We start from the raw sequence: 18,687 nt of genomic DNA, 5'->3' as shown, positions 1-18,687 counted from the left end.
GCGAGACCTACAAACAGGCCCGAATTCCCAATACAGGAGGTCATATTTGGACCCGGAACGGCCCGGACCGGCGAGCACCGATCCCAGCCCTGCCAGACTGGCCGGCGAGTCGACCGCGTCTCCCCGACGCCTGCCGATCATGATGGTCCGGAAATTCACCGACGACCTCGCCGCATCGCTGCGGTGTGGATCCAGTGCCAGGCCAGTGCTATTCGGCTTCATGATGATCTCGAACCTGGCCGGCGTTGCTTTGGTTCTGGTCCTGGTCATCGTGGCGATCCCGACCCCAGACATGTTCGCACCAGAGGTTCTGTGGATCACCGAGGGGGTCCTGCCCGTCTACGTTGTCATGGCAATGACCTTCGGCTGGGTGTGGCTCATCAAGCGGGTCCTCGCCGGATTGCGATGGGAGAACGACAATCAGCCGTTGACGGCAAAGGACCAATGCAACGCTTTCCTCGCCCCCTGGCGCCTAGCCCTGGTTCCCGTGGTCTCGTGGACGATCGGTTCGGCACTGTTCGCCGTCCTTTACGGACGCGTCAGTTACGAGTACGTCCCCAAGATCATTCGCGGCACCAGCCTAAGTGGCATCGCACTGTCGGCTACCTGTTACTTCTTCGCCGAGCTGATGCTGCGGCCGGCGGCCACCATCGCGCTTGGCGGCGGGCAGCCCACACGGCGTCTTGCCCCCAGCGTGATGGGACGCGCCACGACGTCGTGGGTGTTGGGCTCGGGTGTTCCACTGGTGGGGATCATCCTCGCTGTCGCGTTCGCGATGTCGCAACAACACCTGACCAGGAACGATCTTGGGCTCGTGCTGTTGTTGCTGGCGCCGGCCGCGCTCGTCTCGGGCGTGCTGTGCAACATGATCGCGGCCTGGCTGACTGCGACGTCAGTGCGCGATCTACATTCAGCCCTCAAGCGTGTGGAATCTGGTGACCTTGATTGTCAGCTCGATGTCTTCGACGGGACCGAGCTCGGCGAACTGCAGCGCGGCTTCAACGCAATGGTTGAGGGGCTGCGCCAGCGTGAACGGATCCGGGACCTGTTCGGCCGTCATGTCGGGCGTGACGTCGCCGCTGCCGCCGAGGACCAGAGTTTCGAACTTGGCGGCGAAGAGCGCTGCGTTGCGGTTCTTTTCGTGGACATCATCGGATCTACCCGTTTGGTGACCGCCCGCCCTCCCGCCGAGGTTGTGCGGCTATTCAATCAAATGTTTGCCGTCATCATCGACGAGGTGAGCCGACGCAACGGACTGATCAACAAGTTCCAGGGCGACGGAACTCTGGCTATCTTCGGCGCCCCGATCCGGGCGCTTTCACCAGAAACCGACGCGCTGGGCGCCGTCCGCGCGATCGCTCATCGACTCGCCAACGAGGTACCCGAGTGCCAGGCCGCGATTGGAGTGGCCGCGGGAGCTGTCCTGGCGGGCAATGTAGGAGCATTCGAACGGTTCGAATACACCGTCATCAGTGAACCGGTCAACATCGCGGCGCGATTGTGCGAACTGGCGAAATCGGATCCACACCGCGTCCTGAGTTCGGCTGAGACAGTGCAGGCGAGCGCCCCCGACGAGAGCCAGCACTGGACATTGGGCGGGCACACGGTGCTGCGGGACCTCGACCGGCTTACGCAACTGGCCAGCCCCAACGACTGCCCCACCGGCCCCCGTGACACACATGTGGTCGAGTCGTTGCCGGCGCAGATCCGCACATCCGGATTTCCGTCCAACATGGTTCGGTGATCGGACTGGGAGCAGCCGCGGTTCCCCACTGAGATCATGCGCACGCTACTTGTGCCGCATGCGGGTCCAGCAGGGTCATGTCGGCCAACCAAACCCGTGAGTTGCGGTTGGCATCAAGTGCGGCAGCTCCAAAATCCGCGAGACACATGCCCTGCGGGCAACCGAGATGGTCGTGCCCCAGACCTCGCCGGCCCTCGCCGCGCCCCATCGCGCGCATCAACCGGCCCACCGTGCGTCGGATCACCAGAGCTGACTTCTATTTCATTGTCCCGCTTAGCGTTCCCGCGCTACCTCGAGGGACCCAACTCAACCTGCGCGGTGAACTAATAGCGCTGTGGCTAAACGTGTTTCGACAATTCTCAGGATTATCGATACAAGTCCGCCAAGGCTGGCGCATCAGCGGCCGGCGAAGATCGGCCACATTTTGTTGCGCCACAGCAGAGGGTGAGCAGTCATCACCTTTACAAATGCCCCACTCATACCTTACCGAAAGGTACTGTCCACCTCCTTTACAGCCACGCGTTTGAGCCGTCGAAATGCCCTCTCTGTCAAGACGTCTCACCGAACAGTCGATTTCGGAAGGCCCGGCAACCATTTGCTACGCTCGGCCGCAAATGCGGATTTGCCTTCCCAGCGGCCAGCAGCCCTAGCCGCGGCTGTTCGCGACCAGGGGCAGCCTCAAGGCCTCAAAGCTGTCAGGTATTGACGATCGGAGGAGCAGTGGTTCCTAGGGATGCGCGCCCGGTGGGCGCGGCGTCGTTGAGTGCTCTGTTGTTGGCGAGGCAGGGCAAGCTGGCCTCGCCGCCTGCTTGGGCAGATCCGTTGTCGTCAGCTTTGGCGGAACCGCGCACCCAGGGCAACGCACCCGCCCCGGACCGAGGAGCTATGACTTCAGGAGCCCCCTCGTGACGGCGTCTGTATGGATGGCTTCGCCGCCGGAAGTGCATTCGGCCTTGCTGAGCGCGGGCCCGGGCCCACTGTATGAGGCCGCAACGGCATGGACGGCACTTTCTGCCGAACACGCCTCGGTGGCAGAGGAGCTCACCACCTTGCTGGGTGGAGCGGCCGCTACGTGGGAGGGGCCGAGCGCGCAGAGCTATGTCGATGCGCACGCGCCGTACCTAGCCTGGCTGACCACCACCAGCGCCGGCTACGCGGCGACGGCGGCCGAGCACGAGGTGGCGGCCGGGGCCTACACCAGCGCGCTGGCAACGATGCCGACACTGGCGGAGCTAGCCGTCAACCACACCACCCACACGGCGCTGGTCGCGACCAATTTCTTTGGGCTCAACACCATCCCCATCACGCTCAACGAAGCCGACTACGCACGGATGTGGATCCAAGCGGCCACCACCATGAGCGCCTATCAAGTCGTCTCGGGCACGACACTGGCCTCGATGCCCCACACCACACCAGCCCCGCCGGTACTCAAGGCCGAAATCGGTACCCTCGCCGGCCAGGGAACGCCGGAGCCCTGATGAGCAGAGTAAGGATCAGCGGCGATGTCCAGCCGATCTGGGGGCCCTCAATTACGGCATAAACAAAGGCTCCCACGGTGACGATGAACAGCGCCTGACCAGACAGATCCAACCGGCCGGCCCGGGCGTTGCGCGACTCCGCCACAAATCCGACGGTGAGCAGAATGACGAACACCCCCATGGGCACGTTCACGTAGAAGATGCTCCGCCACCCCCACGTATCCACCAGCAGACCGCCCAGCGTCGGGCCAGTAGCGGTGCCCACGCTGGCGACCGCGGTCCAGATCCCGATCGCTCGCGCTTTCTCCTTCGGGTTGGGAAATGCGGCGCTCACCAGTGCCAGTGAAGTGACGCTGACCGTTGCCGCACCGAAACCCTGAACCCCCCGCGCAGCGGTGAGCATCGCGATCGAGGGCGCCAAACCGCAGGCGATCGATCCCAGCGTGAACAAGACGATACCCATCAGGTACCAGCGACGGCGGCCGTAGCGGTCGGCAAGCGTGGCGGCCGACATGATGAAGACCGCCATGCCGAGGCTGTATGCCGCCACCACCCATTGCAGGCCGTCCTCCCCCACTCCAAAGGTATTTTGGATGTCCGGTAGCGCCACATTCACGATGAACGCGTCAAGGAAGATCATGAATAGGCCAAGCCCGGTGGCAAAGATGGTGAGGAGCTGAGTGCGGTTCATACCGGCCCCGTTCATCAGGCATTGGGAGCGCGTCCCGATTGCGTGAATTTCGGCAACGATCTGCGGTGAACTGTAAGCTTCGATAACCGTCGGTGTCCGCGAATTTGTAACTTGGCGTGAATAAATATGTGCCGGCAGCTTCCTTATGCCCGATTGCGGCGAGAGATCATTCACCATGGTCCCGGCCGGGCTCCCCAAACCCACCCGTAGCGTGCGCCCAGGGCGCGGCTTGGCCAGCGCGGCGTCCGGGCCGACAACGCCGAAAACGCCTCAGCGACAGCGGTATGCGATACCGGAAGCCCGACCAGTCCGCCGGGAAACAGCCGGCAGAAACGCGCAGGCGCCGATCATCTTCCCGGGGCCGCCGCGGGGCGTTACCGTGGCTTAACTCGTCAAGTCACGGATGGAGGCTATCGATGAGCGATGCCCGGGTGCCTCGGTTTCCGGATGCGTTGTCCACACCAAGTCTCAATCGCGGCGTCGGCTTTACCCACGAGCAACGTCGAGCACTGGGCCTGACCGGCCGACTGCCCGCCGCCGTGCTCACCCTGGACCAACAGTCCGAACGCGTATGGCATCAGCTGCAAAGCCTGGCCACTGACCTGGGCCGCAATCTGCTCCTGGAGCAGCTGCACTATCGCCACGAACTGCTGTACTACAAAGTGCTGACCGAGCACCTGGTCGAGCTCATGCCGGTGGTGTACACGCCCACCGTCGGAGAGGCCATCCAACGCTTCTCGGATGAATACCGTAGTCAACGGGGATTGTTTCTGAGCATCGATGAGCTCGATGAGATCGCTGCTGCCTTCGAAACGTTCGGTCTGGGTCCCGACGACGTCGACCTGATCGTCTGCACCGACGCCGAAGCCATCCTTGGCATCGGAGACTGGGGCGTCGGGGGCATCCAGATCGCGGTGGGCAAGTTGGCCCTGTACACCGCGGGCGGCGGCATCGACCCTCGCCGCAGTCTGGCGGTGTCACTCGATGTCGGTACCGACAACGAACAGCTGTTGCAGGACCCGTTCTATCTGGGTAATCGCCATGCCCGGCGCCGCGGCGAGGAATACGACCAGTTCATCAAGCGCTACATCGAGATCGCCCACCGGCTGTTCCCCCGCGCGATGCTGCACTTCGAGGACTTCGGGCCGACCAACGCGCGGATGATCCTGCGGACATACGGTGCGGACTACTGCGTGTTCAACGATGACGTACAGGGCACCGGCGCGGTGGTGGTGGCGGCCATTGACGGCGGATCCCATGTCACCGGAGTCCCGGTGCGCGACAACACGGTGATTGTCTTCGGCGCCGGTACCGCCGGGGTTGGAGTCGCCGACCAGATCCGTGACGCGATGGTCGCCGATGGCGCCACCGTCGAGCAGGCAACGTCGCAGATCTGGGCCGTCGATAAACAAGGCCTGTTGTTCGACGACATGGCTGACCTGCGCGAGTTCCAGGTGCCCTACGCCAAGAACCGGGCCCGGCTAGGCGTCGGCGCCTCGGATCGGGTGGGCCTGGTCGACGCGATCAAGCTCGCCGCACCGACCGTCCTGCTCGGATCCTCGACCGTCTCCGGCGCATTCAACCAAGAGGTGGTCGAGGCGATGATGCAATCGTGCGATCGCCCGATGATCTTTCCGCTGTCCAATCCGACCTCGCGGATGGAGGCCATGTCCGCCGACGTGCTGGCGTGGTCGGGAGGAAAGGCGTTGGTTACCACCGGCACCCCGGTCGCACCCGTCGAATACCACGACATCGCCTACACGATCGGCCAGGCCAACAACGTGCTGGTGTTCCCCGGCATAGGGCTGGGCGTGATCGTGGCCGGGGCCCGGTTGTTGACCCAGGGCATGCTGCGAGCGGCAGCGAAAGCCCCTGCGCACCAGGCGAGTCCGACAACGACCGGGGATTCCCTGCTGCCGGATGTCCAGAACCTGCGGGGGATTTCGAGAACGGTCGCGGCGGCCGTGTACCAAGCAGCCGTCGCAGACAACGTGGCCACCAGAATCCATGCTGACGTAGGTCAGGCCATTCGCGAAACCATGTGGCTGCCCGAATACGACTAGTGTCGGCGATCGCGCTACCGCTCCAGACCCGCCCCGCAGCCGTGAACCGGCACGAGCCAGCAGCCAAGCCCACTCGACGCGCATGCCGGGCCCTGCCGTCCGAACAGGCGGAATACCCGCATGCCTTATAGTAGAGCCATGCAACAGGCCGCACAGCTGAGCTTTGTCCTCACGCGCTGCCCCGCCGTGGACTGTTGTTGTTGCTGTTGATTCCTGACGCGTTCTGACCGTCCAGTAATCGTCGCCTCTGTCGCCTCATGGATTGTGACGCAAGCTGACCAAAGTCTTCAGGAAGACCAACCCCGCTATGACTGTGTTATCCGTACCCAACCGCAAAGCCCGGGCGGACCGGACACCGCGCTACCACCATCTGATCAGCCCGGCCGCCGCGCGAGTGGCGGTAAAGCCGGGCAACGGCGTTGTCCGGCAGGACATCTCAGCGTTTCCCGCCGTTAACCCGCGCACTTGTACCGGCCCGGACGTCGGCGAACTCGACCAGCCCACCACCGCTTCCGGCTCCGCTTTCTCGGACCAACCACGGGCGCCAATCCCCCTGAGCCTCAGCGGCACTGGCCGCGTCGGGCGCCCCGGTACCGAGGCGGCCGCCGGCGCCACGCACCGACTCCCAGTTTGGCCAACGACTCCTGCTCCCACCACAACCGAGTTCGACCGCATCCGGGTGGCCGCCGCGGGCGGCGCCGACACCGACGGAGACTGCCAATGACCATCGCAGAAAACATCACCCAGCTGATTGGGGGTACGCCGCTGGTCCGGCTGCGGCGGGTCACCGACGGCGCAGCGGCCGATGTCGTCGCCAAACTGGAATCGTTCAATCCAGCCGGAAGCATCAAAGACCGCATCGGGGTCGCGATGATCGATGCGGCCGAGAAAGCCGGTCTGATCAAACCCGACACCATCATCCTCGAACCGACCAGCGGCAACACCGGCATCGCGCTGGCCATGGTGTCCGCCGCACGCGGCTACAAGTGCGTGCTGACGATGCCGGACACGATGAGCATCGAGCGGCGCATGCTGTTGCGCGCCTACGGCGCCGAGCTCGTCCTCACCCCCGGCGCGGAGGGCATGGCGGGCGCCATCGCCAAAGCCGAGGAGCTGGCCAAGACCGACGACCGATACTTCATCCCCCAGCAATTCGAAAATCCGGCGAATCCGGCGGTCCACGCCGTCACGACCGCAGAAGAAGTGTGGCGCGACACCGACGGCAAGGTCGACATCTTCGTATCCGGAGTCGGGACGGGCGGCACAATCACCGGAGTTGCCCAGGTCATCAAGCAGCGCAGGCCTTCGGCCCAGTTTGTTGCCGTGGAACCGGCGGCGTCCCCGGCGCTGTCCGGTGGACAGAAGGGACCGCACCCGATCCAGGGCATCGGTGCGGGATTCGTGCCCCCGGTGCTCGACCTCGCCCTGGTCGACGAGGTGATAACCGTCGGCAACGACGATGCCCTCGAGCTGGCCCGACGGATGGCAACCGAAGAAGGACTGCTGGTCGGCATCTCGTCGGGCGCGGCCGTGTGGGCGGCGCGCGAGCTAGCCCACCGGCCGGAGAACGCCGGGAAACTCATCGTCGTCGTCCTACCCGACTTTGGCGAGCGATATCTGAGCACGGTGTTGTTCGCGGATCTGAGCGAGTGACCATGCTGACCCAGATACGACGCGACATCCAGGCCGCCAGACAGCGTGATCCGGCCCGGCCCACCACGCTGGAGGTCATCTTCTGCTACCCGGGCGTGCACGCGGTGTGGGGACACCGGATCAGCCACTGGTTGTGGCGTCGTAACGCCCGTCTGGTGGCGCGCGCGCTGGGCGAGATCAATCGCATCCTGACCGGTGTCGATATCCACCCCGGGGCCGTACTCGGTGGCGGGCTGTTCATCGATCACGCGACCGGGGTTGTCATCGGTGAGACCGCAGAGGTGGGCGACGACGTCACGCTGTACCACGGTGTCACCCTCGGCGGCACCGGCACCGACGTCGGCAAACGCCATCCCACTCTCGGCGACCGGGTGATCATCGGCGCGGGCGCCAAGATCCTGGGCCCGATCAAGATCGGCGACGACAGCCGCGTCGGCGCCAACTCCGTCGTCGTCAAAGAAGTCCCGTCGAGTGCGGTGGTGGTGGGGGTGCCCGGACAGGTCATCAGCCGCCAGGGGCCGTCTGGAGACGACGACTCGCTACTACCCGATCTGGTGGGGGTCAGCCTGCAGTCGCTGCTGACCAGGGTGGCCAGGTTGGAGGCGCAGGTCGACGACCGCCCGCCCAACGCGCGGGTGATCCGGCCGCCGGAGGCCGGGGTGTGGCACGGCGAAGACTTCTCGATCTGAGGATTGGCCGATGAGCACCACTTTGATAGCCGCCTCCGCGATCGTCGCGGCCCTGACCGGGGCATCGGCGATCGGGCTGACGGTCAATCGCCGCGCGGGAGTGTTGCGTGAAACCGGCCCCTCGACCGACCGCGCGCACCAGGACACCTCGGATCTTGGCCTATCTGAAACCAGGCCCACCGTCATGCACTTCAGCGCCAATTGGTGTGGCCCCTGCGCCGCGGTGCGCCGCGTGGTCGATCAGGTATGCGAGGAGCTACCCGATGTGGCACACGTGGAGGTCGACATCGACGCGAATCCGGTCGCGGCGAAACGGCTGTCTGTGCTCTCCTTACCCACTACCTTCATCTTCGACACCGACGGGCGGCAGCGATACCGCACCGCGGGTGTCCCGAAGGTAGCTGACCTGCGGGCAACGCTGATCCCCTTGCTCACCTAACCGCCACCGCCGGACAGGAGCGGCCAGATGCCCAGCCATCCAAGTCAAGTGGATGTACGAGGCCCGCGATTTGCCGCGTGGATCACCACGATGGTCCTGATCCTCACCCTGGTCGTCTCCATCTCCAGCACCCGGGCCGCAGCGGTGATCCTGGGCGTCCAGACCATGGTCTTCGCCGTCACCGCGCTGCGGGGTCCACGCCGCAGCCCCTATGGATTCCTGTTCGCCAAACTCGCCGCTGCGCGACTTGGACCGGCGCGGGAACTCGAGCCGGTGCCGCCACTGCGGTTCGCCCAATTGGTCGGACTGGTTTTCGCCGCCGCCGGCGTCGTCGGCTTTGCCCTCGGGGTACCGCTGTGGGGCGTCGTCGCGACCTCGTTGGCGTTGTTCGCGGCCTTCCTCAACGCGGCATTCGGTATCTGCCTGGGCTGCCAGCTCTACCCACTGGTCGCCCGCCTTCGCCGGGCACCCATTGCCTGAGCGGTGATTATCGCAGCGGGTTAACGGGTAGCGGCGATGTCCGCGGAATGCCGGTCAATCGATCAAGCGACCCGTCTAACTATCTTGGCTCCCCCGGGAGGACTCGAACCTCCAACCCTTCGGTTAACAGCCGAATGCTCTGCCAATTGAGCTACAGGGGACTAACCGGTCCATGCGAACGGTGGCGCAGATCGCGGGACGACTCTAGCGTACTGGTAGACCTGCGCCCAACTATCAGAGGGACCAGATACCCACCCGATCGTCGTTTTTTCGGCGCCGCGCACCCGGCTGGAGGGATCGGGCGAGCGCACCGCCGTGCCCGTGAGGCAGGATAGAAGCAACCGCACCGTTAGTCGGAGGGACAGCATTGATCGGGTATGTCGCCCTGCTGGGACTGGGTTACGTGTTGGGCGCGAAGGCCGGGCGCCGCCGTTACGAGCAGATCGCCGGCACCTATCGCGCGCTTACCGGCAGCCCCGCCGCCAAAACGGTGATCGACGCCGGACGCCGCAAGATCGCCAACCGCGTCTCCCCCGATTCCGGGTTCGTCACGTTGACCGAGATCGACACGCAAACGGTCGTCGTTGAACGCCAACCCAAGGCCGCACCCTGACCTGACGCCCCGTCTCACGCGGTGAGGTCATCGCCGCTGGCCTGTTCCAACAGGCTGCGTCGATAGGCCTCCATAGCGACCAGGTCGCCAAACAGCGCGTGATACTCGTCGCCTTGTTCAATCGGTGACATCCGCTGGAGCTTGGATTTCACCTCGGCGATCTGCCGGCCCATCCAGACCTCCTGCAGCCGGGCCAGGACACCACCGATGTAGCGGGGCAGTTTCTCCTCATCAACCTGGATCGTCTCTACCGTCAATTCACTGATCAGCCCTGAGGTCAACGGTGAAGTGGTCTGTTGGCGCACCATGTCCATCCATTGCGCCCCGGTGACCCCGGTCGCCGTGCCGCCCGCCGCGTCAATGGCTGCTCGCACCGCGGCGTACCCGGGGTGGGTGAAACTCTCGACGGTCAGGGTGTCGAAGACCGGCCCGGCCAGCGCCGGGTACTGCAGCGCCGATTTGAGCGCCTCACGCTGCGGCCACAGCGTCGGATCACGCGGGTCGGGGCGAGCGGCGGCCGGCTCGGCAGAGCCCGTGTCAGTGGACTCGTGAGCGACGCGACGAGGTGTCTTGGTCGCGGCACCACCCCGGTTCGGTCTGGTGGCGTTCTTCGCTTCGCCACGCACCCGGTCGATGACTTGAGCCACATCGTCCCAACCGACCCAACCGGCCAACTGCCGGGCGTACTCGTCGCGCAGCGTGGGGTCTTTGATCTGACCCACCATCGGTACGCAGCGGCGTAACGCGCCCACCCGGCCCTCGGCGCTCTCCAGGTCCGACTCGGCGAGGGCGGTGCGGATCGCGAACTCGAACAACGGGGTCCGTCGGGCCACCAAGTCACGCAGGGCGGTATCGCCCGAGGCCAACCGCAGGTCACAAGGGTCCATCCCGTCCGGGGCGACCGCGACAAAGGACTGACCGGCCAAATTCTGTTCACCGTCGAAGGCCTTGAGCGCGGCGGCACGGCCCGCTTCGTCACCGTCGAAGACATAGATCAGCTCGCCCCGAAAGAAGCTGTCGTCCATCATCAGCCGGCGCAGCATCGCCAAGTGCTCGTCGCCGAACGCGGTGCCGCAGGATGCCACAGCCGTGGTGACACCGGCCAGATGCATGGCCATCACGTCGGTGTAGCCCTCGACCACCACGGCCTGATGCCCCCTGGCGATATCGCGCTTGGCCAGGTCGATTCCGAACAGCACCGAGGACTTCTTGTACAACAGCGTCTCGGGGGTGTTGACGTACTTGGCGTCCATCGGGTCGTCATCGAACAACCTCCGCGCCCCGAACCCGATCACCTCACCGGCCGAGGAGCGGATGGGCCACAGCAGGCGCCGGTGAAACCGGTCGATCGGGCCACGTCGCCCCTGCCGGGACAACCCGGCCGCCTCCAGTTCCTTGAACTCAAAGCCCTTGCGCTGCAAATGCTTTGTCAAAGAGTCCCACCCCGACGACGCAAAGCCGCAGCCGAAGTGGTGGGCGGCCGCAGCGTCAAAACTGCGCTCGGTCAGGTACTTACGGGCCAGTGCCGCCTCGGGGGACTCGAGGGCCTCGGCGTAAAACGCCGCGGCGGCCGCATTGGCGGCAATCAGCCTGCTGCGGCTGCCGCGATCACGCTGCACACTGGTGGCCGCGCCGGTGTAGCTGATCGTGTGACCGATCCGGTCGGCGAGCAGTTCCACCGCCTCGACGAAGCTGACGTGTTCGATCTTCTGCACGAACGCGTACACGTCGCCGCCCTCACCGCAGCCGAAGCAATGGAAGTGGCCGTGATTGGGTCGCACATGAAACGACGGCGACTTTTCGTTGTGAAACGGGCACAGACCCTTGAGTGAGTCGGCGCCGGCGCGTCGGAGCTGGACGTAGTCGCCGACGACATCCTCGATGCGGGCGCCTTCGCGGATGGCGGCGATGTCACGATCAGAAATCCGCGACCGGCCTCCCGAACCGGGACGACCCGCATCTCTAGTACCCGCCGGACCCGACATCGGCTCAGTCTAAAGCGTGCACAGCTACGCCATCAGGCCGCTTACCCGACCCTCCCATCGCCCAGCTGCGCGGCGTCGATACGTTCCAAGCGGCCCTCGGTGTAGGAGGCGATCTGATCGACGACGACCCGCATCCGAGCGCCGTCGTCCCCGGCGGCATTGAATGCCGCGGCAAAGATCGGATCGAGCGTGCGCGGCGCCCCCGCATACAGCAGCTGCGCCACCCGGTGGATTCGTTCGCGTTGCCGGGCCTGAGTCTCGAGATGCCGCGGATCGGACATGATGAACTGCAGCGCCAGTATTTTCAGCACCGCGACCTCGGCTCGCACCAACTCGGGCACGTGCAGATCCGCCTGGTAACGCACCAGCGGCCCCGGCCCGGCCGCGGCCCGGGTAGTCGCGATCGCGGCGGACGCGAACCGGCCCACCAGCTCGCTGGTCAACTGCTTCAGCGCGACCGAGGCCGCTAACATCGCGTCGTACTTGCCTACCGCCGCGACGACGGGAAGCCCCGACAGCCGACCGGCAGCCTCCATCAATTCGTCGGCACTGACCCGCGAGAATTCGCTCTCCCCCAGCTTGGCCAGCGCCGCCGCCTCGTCATGGTCGGCAAGCACCCGCAGATCGATGCGTTCGGAGACGACACCGTCCTCGACGTCGTGCACCGAATAGGCGACATCATCGGCCCAGTCCATCACCTGGGCTTCCAGGCACGGCCGGCGCTGCGGCGCCCCCTGCCGAACCCAAAGCGCTGGTTGCAGATCTTGGTCGTAGAAACCGAACTTGCGCCGCGCGCGGCCACGTGGCCAGGGATATTTGGTGACCGCGTCCAGTGCTGCCCGGGTCAGGTTCAGACCCACGCTAAGGCCGTGTTCATCAAGAACTTTCGGCTCGAGGCTGGTCAGAATGCGGAAGTTTTGCGCGTTTCCCTCAAAGCCACCGCATCCGGTGGCGACTTCGTCCAGCGCCCGTTCACCGTTGTGCCCGTAGGGCGGGTGCCCGATGTCGTGGGCCAGACCCGCCAATTCGACCAGGTCCAAGTCGCAGCCCAGGCCGATCGCCATGCCCCGCCCGATCTGGGCCACTTCCAGTGAGTGGGTCAACCGGGTGCGGGGCGTATCGCCTTCGCGCGGTCCGACGACCTGGGTCTTGTCGGCAAGCCTGCGCAGCGCAGCACAGTGCAACACTCGAGCGCGGTCGCGGGCGAAGTCGGTGCGATGTTGACCTTCGGTGCCCGGCAGACCCGCGGTCTTGGGCGCTTCGACCACGCGCCTTTGGCGGTCGAAGTCGCCATACGGCTCCTGCTGCTTTGTGCTCACCGCCCCACAGTCTGCCAGGCAGATCGCCGCCGGGACCCACGGCCGGCGCTCGCGCCGACACTGTTTGCCTCCGGCGGCGAATCGCCCGGACATGCAAAGCCTTGCTTCGATGAGACTGTGTGCTCGCCAGGCTAAATTAGGCTATGCGCATCCCCCGCCTACTTGGCGTGATCTTGATGATCTTCACCACCGGGCTGCTGTTGGCGCCGCCTTCCGGCGCACAACCGCCATTCCGGCTGGCGAGCTATGTCACCGACAACGCTGACGCGCTCACCAGTTCGGGTCGCGCGAAGGTGACAACCGCCGTCAACCAGCTCTACACCGAGCTACATGTGCGGCTCTGGGTGGTCTACGTCGACGATTTCTCCGGGCAGAGCGCCACGAACTGGGCGCAGCGCACCATGCAAACCAGCGAGCTGGGTGACTACGACGCGATACTGGCCGTGGCCACCGTCGCCCGCTCCTACGCGTTCCTGGTGCCGTCCACCGTGGACGGGATCACCTCCAGCCAGGTCGAAAGTCTGCGCCGCAACAAGATCGAGCCCAAACTGCGCGACGGCGACTGGGCCGGCGCTGCCGTCGCCGCGGCGGACGGACTCAACAAATCGCCACGCCCGTCCGGCGGAATACCGCTGCTCGTCGTCCTGAGCGTCCTCGCCGTAGCCGTCGCGATCTTCTGGATTGTGATGCGCTACCGCGCAAGCCGGCGGCGCACCAACGCACTGGCTGCGGCACGGTGGGTCGACCCCACCGATGCCCGGGCTCTCGCCGCGGTGCCGTTGGACGTCCTCGACGAACTGTCCCGGTCAATGGTGGTCGATGTCGACAACGCCGTGCGCACCAGTTCCAATGAGCTCGCCGTGGCGATCGACGAGTTCGGCGAACAACGGACCGCGCCGTTTTCCCAGGCGGTACGCAACGCCAAAGCTGCGCTATCCCAAGCGTTTAGCGTGCGTCAGCAGCTTGACGACAGCACCCCCGAGACACCCGCGCAGCGGCGTGACCTACTAACCCGGGTGATCGTTTCGGCCGCCAACGCCGACCGCGAACTGGAGTCCCAGACCGAAGCCTTCGAAAAGCTGCGTGACTTGGTGATCAACGCACCGGCCCGGCTGGACCTGCTCACCCAGCAATACATCGAACTCACCACCCGCATTGCCCCGACCGAACAGCGACTGGTCGAGCTGCACGACGAGTTCGGGGCCACCGCGCTGAGTTCGATCTCCGCCAATGTCACCTCCGCCCACGAACTGCTGGCTTTCGCCGATAGCAACATCAGCTCGGCACGTGAGTTGTCCGCAAAGGCAGTCAGCGGCCAACAGACGGGTTTGGTGGATGCGGTACGTGCCGCCGAGTCCGCGCTCGGTCAGGCTCGTTCGCTGCTCGACGCGGTGGACAGCGCGGCCGGCGACATCAGACATGCGGTTGCCACCATGCCGTCGGTGCTGGCTGACATTCAGGCGGGCATCCAGCACGCCAACGAGCAATTGCAGAAGTCACCGGCCAACAAATCGGCCTACGCAGCAGAGCTGATCGCGGCCCGCGATGCGGCCGCTCGGGCCGTCGATAACGCTCGCGTCACCGGCGCCGCGGATCCACTGAGTGCATTTGCCCAGCTCACCACGGCAGACGCCGATCTCGATCGACTCCTGGCCGCCATCGCCCAGGAGCAGGCAAACGCCGAACACCTCAGACGTTCACTTGAACAGGCACTGTTCACGGCCGAGTCGCGGATACGCGCGGTCTCGGACTACATCGATACCCGTCGCGGCAGTATCGGGCCGGAAGCCAGGACCCGGCTGGCCGAGGCCGGACGTCGACTCGACGCCGCACAGAGCTACCGATCGACCAATCCGACCGAAGCGATCGCCCAGGCCAACGCGGCCTCGACGCTGGCCGCGAACGCGCAGTCGCTGGCCAATTCCGACGTGCAGGCCGCCCAGCGCGCCTACACGCGCCAGGGCGGCAGCAATACCGGCGCAGTCCTTGGCGGCATCATCATCGGCGACCTCCTCAGCGGAGGCATGCGCGGTGGTTTCGGCGGGTGGAGCCCCACCTCGTTCGGCGGCTCCTCGGGCTCGTCCGGCGACTCATCCGGCGGCGGCTTCCTGGGCGGCGGCGGGCGGTTCTAGCGCCCACGCCCCCAGCCAACGCAACCGTCTCGACCGTCTCGGCGTGTTGCGGACAACGGGAACAATTAGGCACAGGGAACATCAGGCACAAAAATGCGCACGTCCACGTGCGGGCACCGGGTACCCGTACATGGACGTGCACATTTTCGGTAGGGCGGGCGCACCGGCCAGCGGTGCGCCGCCGCGAACCGAAACTTCTCCAGACCTATCAGGCCCAGCTGGAACCGACGGCGCTGTCCGTTTGCGCCATGTTGTTGCCGGCGGCCTGAACCTTCTGGCCGTGCGAGTTGGCCTGCTCGTAGATCACCTGGAAGTTGCGACCCAACTGGGTGATGAACTCCTGGCAAGCCACCGAACCGGCGCCACCCCAGAAGTCGCCGGCGGCCAGCACATCGCGAACGATGGCCTGGTGCTCGGCCTCCAACGAAGCGGCCTGTGCGCGGATGAGGGCGCCGTGGGCGTCGACATCGCCGAACTGGTAGTTAATTGTCATTGAACCTGTTCTCCTTAGCTTGTAAAAGTGTTTGGCTGCAACAGCTTTCGCTGCGGTGGACGTTAGCCGCGGAGGACCTGCTGCGAGGCCTGCTCTTGCTGCTCGTAGTTGTTCGCGTCGCGAACGAGACCGTCACGCACGCCGTGCAGCATGTTGACGATGTTGCGGAAAGCGGTGTTCATCTGACCCATGGTGTCCAGCGAGGTTGCCGAAGCCATACCGCTCCAGCCCGCGCCGGCGATGTTCTGCGAGGACGCCCACATCTTGCGGGCCTCGTCCTCAACCGTCTGGGCGTGCATTTCGAAACGGCCCGCCATGTCCCGCATAGCGTGCGGGTCGGTCATAAAGCGTGTTGCCATCTTGCCTGTCTCCTAATTCTCTCGACTCAGTTACCTGGGATTACTCATGCAGATTGATTGTTGGTATTGCCAACTGCGGGATCCCCAAGCCGCCAATCAATCGTGAAGGAATGACTGTCTTCCCCCTCTCTCTCAACCGGCCGCCGGCGAATTCGGTATCACGCTGCTGGTACGGGGCATCTCGAAATGAGGTTCGGCATTTGCTGCCTCCCACTCCCTCCATTCCGCCCACTCGTCCCACTCGTCGGTACCGGCAGCTGCCGCATCCACGTTTTCTTCGACCACGGCCTCGGCGCCCTCTTCAGGCTCCGGCGCCCAATGGTCGTAGTCATCCGGCGGAACGGCCGTACCCCAGCTGAGCGGAACCGACAAGCCGCAGAGCAGCCCCGACTCACCCCGTTTAGCCGCCACAGCATCAGGTGGCAAGGGCGGACCAAGAGGCAATAGCACGCTGTCCCCTTCCAGTGCCGATCTCAAGACCCCAACTCTCAATGGCGAAACACAAACCACCAAGCACCCGCATCGTAAGCCAATATCGCGGGCCATATGCCCCGATTGATCGAATTTTCTGGGGGCCCAGACGGACGCCGCTCGATGTGCAACTTGCACAGCGAACGGCTCACGACGGTCTGGCCGGCGCCGGCTCGACCTGCGCCTCGACCAGCGCCGCGTGGGCCCCATGCCGCTCGGCTGCGATGGCGGTGGGCTTCCTTTGGCATAGGCAAATATTCAGCGACTAACAGATGCCGCTGGGGACGCCACGCACCGGTCCGGACTCCTGCGTGGGCGTCGTCTGGGGATAAGGCACCCGATACGGAAGCCCTTCGTTAAGAAATCCCAACACCGCATTCGGTACGCAGTTGATCAGCTTCGGCAGTTGTTTGGCCGGATGGTCGAGGTTGGGCTGCGAGGGGTTGGGCGGGACAGCGAAATTGAATGCAGAAGTCATGTCCCCGGTCACGCTGGCCCGCCATGGGGTCAGGTTGGGAACCGGCACCCCGAATCGCTTGCCGATCAGCTGCAGCTGCGAGGTGTGGTCGAACCGCTCGTGAGCCAGCAGCCCGCCGCGGCTGTAGGGAGAAATGACAAAGCAAGGCACTCGATAGCCCAGCCCAATCGGCCCGCGGATACCGCCGGACCCGTCGACCGTGTTGATGTCGACCGTTGGGGGGATCCATTCACCGGGCGTACCCTCCGGCGGCGTCGGCGGCGTCACATGGTCGAAAAAGCCGCCGTGTTCGTCGTAGGCAATGATCAGCGCGGTCTTCTCCCACACGGCCGGGTTTCGCAGCAAGGCCCGGATCAGGTTGACGATGGTGACCGCACCGACCGCGACCGGGAACGAGGGATGCTCGGACTCGACGGTCAGGGGGACGACCCACGACACCTGCGGCAACCGGTTGTTCATGATGTCGAGCACAAAGTCGGCGGGATAACGCGGTGCAATGCCGTAGCGGGCCAGATCCGACCGCGGGTCTCCCGCCTGCTTGAAGCTGCCCACATATCCGTTGCGGCTCAGCGATGTGTCGTTGAGCCCGCCGAGTAACTTGCTGTTGTAGACCTTCCAGCTGACACCGGCATCGCTGAGATTCTCTGGCATCAGACGCCAGCTGAATGTCAACTTCGGCTGAATAGTCGGCTCGACGATTTGAGGGCCGCCTTTGTCACCGTCAGGATTGACGGTTCCACTGATCCAGTACAGCCGATTGGGCATTGTCCCGCCCAACAGCGACGAGTGGTACTGGTCGCATATCGTGAAGGTGTCGGCGAGCAGGTAATGGATGGGCATGTCCGGGCGTGCGTAATAACCCATTACCACCGGTGTATTGGCTTGCGACCGCGTCCTGGCCTGCGCGGCCAACCAGCCGTCGTTGCCGCCCTGGGCGGCGATCCACTGGTGATCGGGATCGTTGACGCACTCGCCAACTCCGTTGGGCCCCCGGGTCGTATCGATGCGGTAGGGCACCGTGGTACCGGCCGGATCGACCGATTGCGTCCGCGGGTCCCAACCCTTCTGCTGAAACAACGACGTTGGGGTGTCGAACCCGTCCACACTCGAGAGCGAGCCGAAATAGTGGTCAAAAGACCGGTTTTCCTGAAGACACAACACGATGTGCTCAATATCGGTCAGATGTCCGGAGCACGGACCGGCCGCATAAGCCTTTTCAATCACCGGAGCGGCCCAGTCTGTCAGGGAACGCCGGAGCCCTGCCCAGTCTGTGAGAAAAGCGCCAACCCCGGTGGCCTTAGCCATAAATTCTCGACGTGACATTCCGGCGAACGCGTCTCGGCTCACCATGCGCACTCCTTGGCGTGTCGTGGGTCACCTTATGTTGAGGACGCCCAGAGGCGACAAATGCCGACCGGCGTGTCATCCGGGGATTGTTGCCATGTCCAATAGCGCGCGTATGCGTGAACCGGGCCCAACCGTTGTATGGCGCCGCAATCTTGCGCGCGTGTTATCCCCGCCGCCGCTGTGGAAATGACGGGTTCTCGCGAATCGCCCCTGCCGCATAAGCATTTTCAGACATCGGACCGACCGATGACGC

15 protein-coding genes, 1 tRNA gene and 2 pseudogenes are annotated in these 18,687 nt (G+C 64.8%); 10 read left to right on the top strand and 8 right to left on the bottom strand.

All coding sequences use genetic code 11. The features are described from left to right. Positions 1 to 46: 46 nt before the first annotated feature. Entirely contained in the window at positions 47 to 1,744 is a 1,698-nt protein-coding gene (locus tag MMSP_RS12005) for an adenylate/guanylate cyclase domain-containing protein (RefSeq protein WP_020786806.1), read from the top strand. Positions 1,745 to 2,649: 905 nt separating this feature from the next. Continuing rightward, positions 2,650 to 3,213 (top strand): annotated as a pseudogene (locus tag MMSP_RS12000) (PPE family protein); the annotation flags it as partial. Between the two features lie 10 nt (positions 3,214 to 3,223). On the opposite strand, the pseudogene MMSP_RS11995 reads toward MMSP_RS12000, so the two are convergent. Continuing rightward, positions 3,224 to 3,913: pseudogene (locus MMSP_RS11995) on the bottom strand (MFS transporter); the annotation flags it as partial. Positions 3,914 to 4,329: 416 nt separating this feature from the next. Here MMSP_RS11995 and MMSP_RS11990 point away from each other — a divergent pair. From MMSP_RS11990 to MMSP_RS11965, 6 genes are all read left to right on the top strand, one after another. Next, positions 4,330 to 5,976, top strand: a complete 1,647-nt coding sequence (locus MMSP_RS11990) for an NAD-dependent malic enzyme (protein WP_020786803.1) — start codon at positions 4,330 to 4,332, stop codon at positions 5,974 to 5,976. 307 nt (positions 5,977 to 6,283) lie between these two features. Beyond that, complete coding sequence (locus MMSP_RS11985; protein ID WP_015356452.1) at positions 6,284 to 6,700, top strand: hypothetical protein; 417 nt, start codon at positions 6,284 to 6,286, stop codon at positions 6,698 to 6,700. After that, positions 6,697 to 7,629 carry a cysteine synthase A gene (cysK, locus tag MMSP_RS11980; protein ID WP_020786802.1) on the top strand — a complete coding sequence of 311 codons (933 nt, stop codon included), beginning with the start codon at positions 6,697 to 6,699 and terminating at the stop codon, positions 7,627 to 7,629. The genes MMSP_RS11985 and cysK overlap by 4 nt, the downstream gene beginning before the upstream one ends. A gap of 2 nt (positions 7,630 to 7,631) precedes the next feature. Continuing rightward, positions 7,632 to 8,318, top strand: a complete 687-nt coding sequence (gene cysE / locus MMSP_RS11975; protein WP_015356454.1) for a serine O-acetyltransferase — start codon at positions 7,632 to 7,634, stop codon at positions 8,316 to 8,318. Between the two features lie 10 nt (positions 8,319 to 8,328). After that, complete coding sequence (locus tag MMSP_RS11970; protein ID WP_015356455.1) at positions 8,329 to 8,757, top strand: thioredoxin family protein; 429 nt, start codon at positions 8,329 to 8,331, stop codon at positions 8,755 to 8,757. A 27-nt stretch (positions 8,758 to 8,784) separates the two neighbouring features. Then, positions 8,785 to 9,237: a DUF4395 domain-containing protein gene (locus MMSP_RS11965; protein WP_012395272.1), complete on the top strand. Its 453-nt coding sequence runs from the start codon at positions 8,785 to 8,787 to the stop codon at positions 9,235 to 9,237. An 85-nt stretch (positions 9,238 to 9,322) separates the two neighbouring features. Here the strand turns inward: MMSP_RS11965 and MMSP_RS11960 are convergent. After that, positions 9,323 to 9,398, bottom strand: a tRNA-Asn gene (locus MMSP_RS11960). Between the two features lie 206 nt (positions 9,399 to 9,604). On the opposite strand from MMSP_RS11960, the gene MMSP_RS11955 reads away from it, so the two are divergent. Continuing rightward, the gene (locus MMSP_RS11955) at positions 9,605 to 9,850 is read left to right on the top strand and encodes a hypothetical protein (protein ID WP_011739606.1); all 246 of its coding nucleotides are present in this window, start codon (positions 9,605 to 9,607) and stop codon (positions 9,848 to 9,850) included. 14 nt (positions 9,851 to 9,864) lie between these two features. On the opposite strand, the gene dnaG is transcribed toward MMSP_RS11955, so the two are convergent. Beyond that, positions 9,865 to 11,835 carry a DNA primase gene (gene dnaG / locus MMSP_RS11950; RefSeq protein ID WP_020786801.1) on the bottom strand — a complete coding sequence of 657 codons (1,971 nt, stop codon included), beginning with the start codon at positions 11,833 to 11,835 and terminating at the stop codon, positions 9,865 to 9,867. 41 nt (positions 11,836 to 11,876) lie between these two features. Next, entirely contained in the window at positions 11,877 to 13,154 is a 1,278-nt protein-coding gene (locus MMSP_RS11945) for a deoxyguanosinetriphosphate triphosphohydrolase (RefSeq protein ID WP_020786800.1), read from the bottom strand. 143 nt (positions 13,155 to 13,297) lie between these two features. Between MMSP_RS11945 and MMSP_RS11940 the strand changes: the two genes are divergently transcribed. Continuing rightward, complete coding sequence (locus tag MMSP_RS11940) at positions 13,298 to 15,286, top strand: TPM domain-containing protein (protein ID WP_020786799.1); 1,989 nt, start codon at positions 13,298 to 13,300, stop codon at positions 15,284 to 15,286. 208 nt (positions 15,287 to 15,494) lie between these two features. Here MMSP_RS11940 and MMSP_RS11935 read toward each other — a convergent pair whose 3' ends face one another. The 4 genes from MMSP_RS11935 to MMSP_RS11920 all read right to left on the bottom strand — a co-directional run bounded on the left by MMSP_RS11935 (position 15,495) and on the right by MMSP_RS11920 (position 18,410). Beyond that, positions 15,495 to 15,779 carry a WXG100 family type VII secretion target gene (locus MMSP_RS11935; protein ID WP_011740938.1) on the bottom strand — a complete coding sequence of 95 codons (285 nt, stop codon included), beginning with the start codon at positions 15,777 to 15,779 and terminating at the stop codon, positions 15,495 to 15,497. A 62-nt stretch (positions 15,780 to 15,841) separates the two neighbouring features. Beyond that, positions 15,842 to 16,138: a WXG100 family type VII secretion target gene (locus tag MMSP_RS11930; protein ID WP_011739602.1), complete on the bottom strand. Its 297-nt coding sequence runs from the start codon at positions 16,136 to 16,138 to the stop codon at positions 15,842 to 15,844. Positions 16,139 to 16,270: 132 nt separating this feature from the next. Continuing rightward, positions 16,271 to 16,588, bottom strand: a complete 318-nt coding sequence (locus MMSP_RS11925) for a hypothetical protein (protein WP_012395276.1) — start codon at positions 16,586 to 16,588, stop codon at positions 16,271 to 16,273. Between the two features lie 286 nt (positions 16,589 to 16,874). Continuing rightward, positions 16,875 to 18,410, bottom strand: a complete 1,536-nt coding sequence (locus MMSP_RS11920) for a phospholipase C (RefSeq protein ID WP_152522489.1) — start codon at positions 18,408 to 18,410, stop codon at positions 16,875 to 16,877. Positions 18,411 to 18,687: the final 277 nt, after the last annotated feature.

Origin of the sequence: Mycobacterium sp. 012931, from assembly GCF_000419295.1 — a bacterium.
GTDB classification, from domain to species: Bacteria; Actinomycetota; Actinomycetes; order Mycobacteriales; family Mycobacteriaceae; genus Mycobacterium; species Mycobacterium marinum.
Note: the sequence above shows the minus strand (reverse complement) of the source record. Positions and strands in the feature narration are given on the sequence as shown.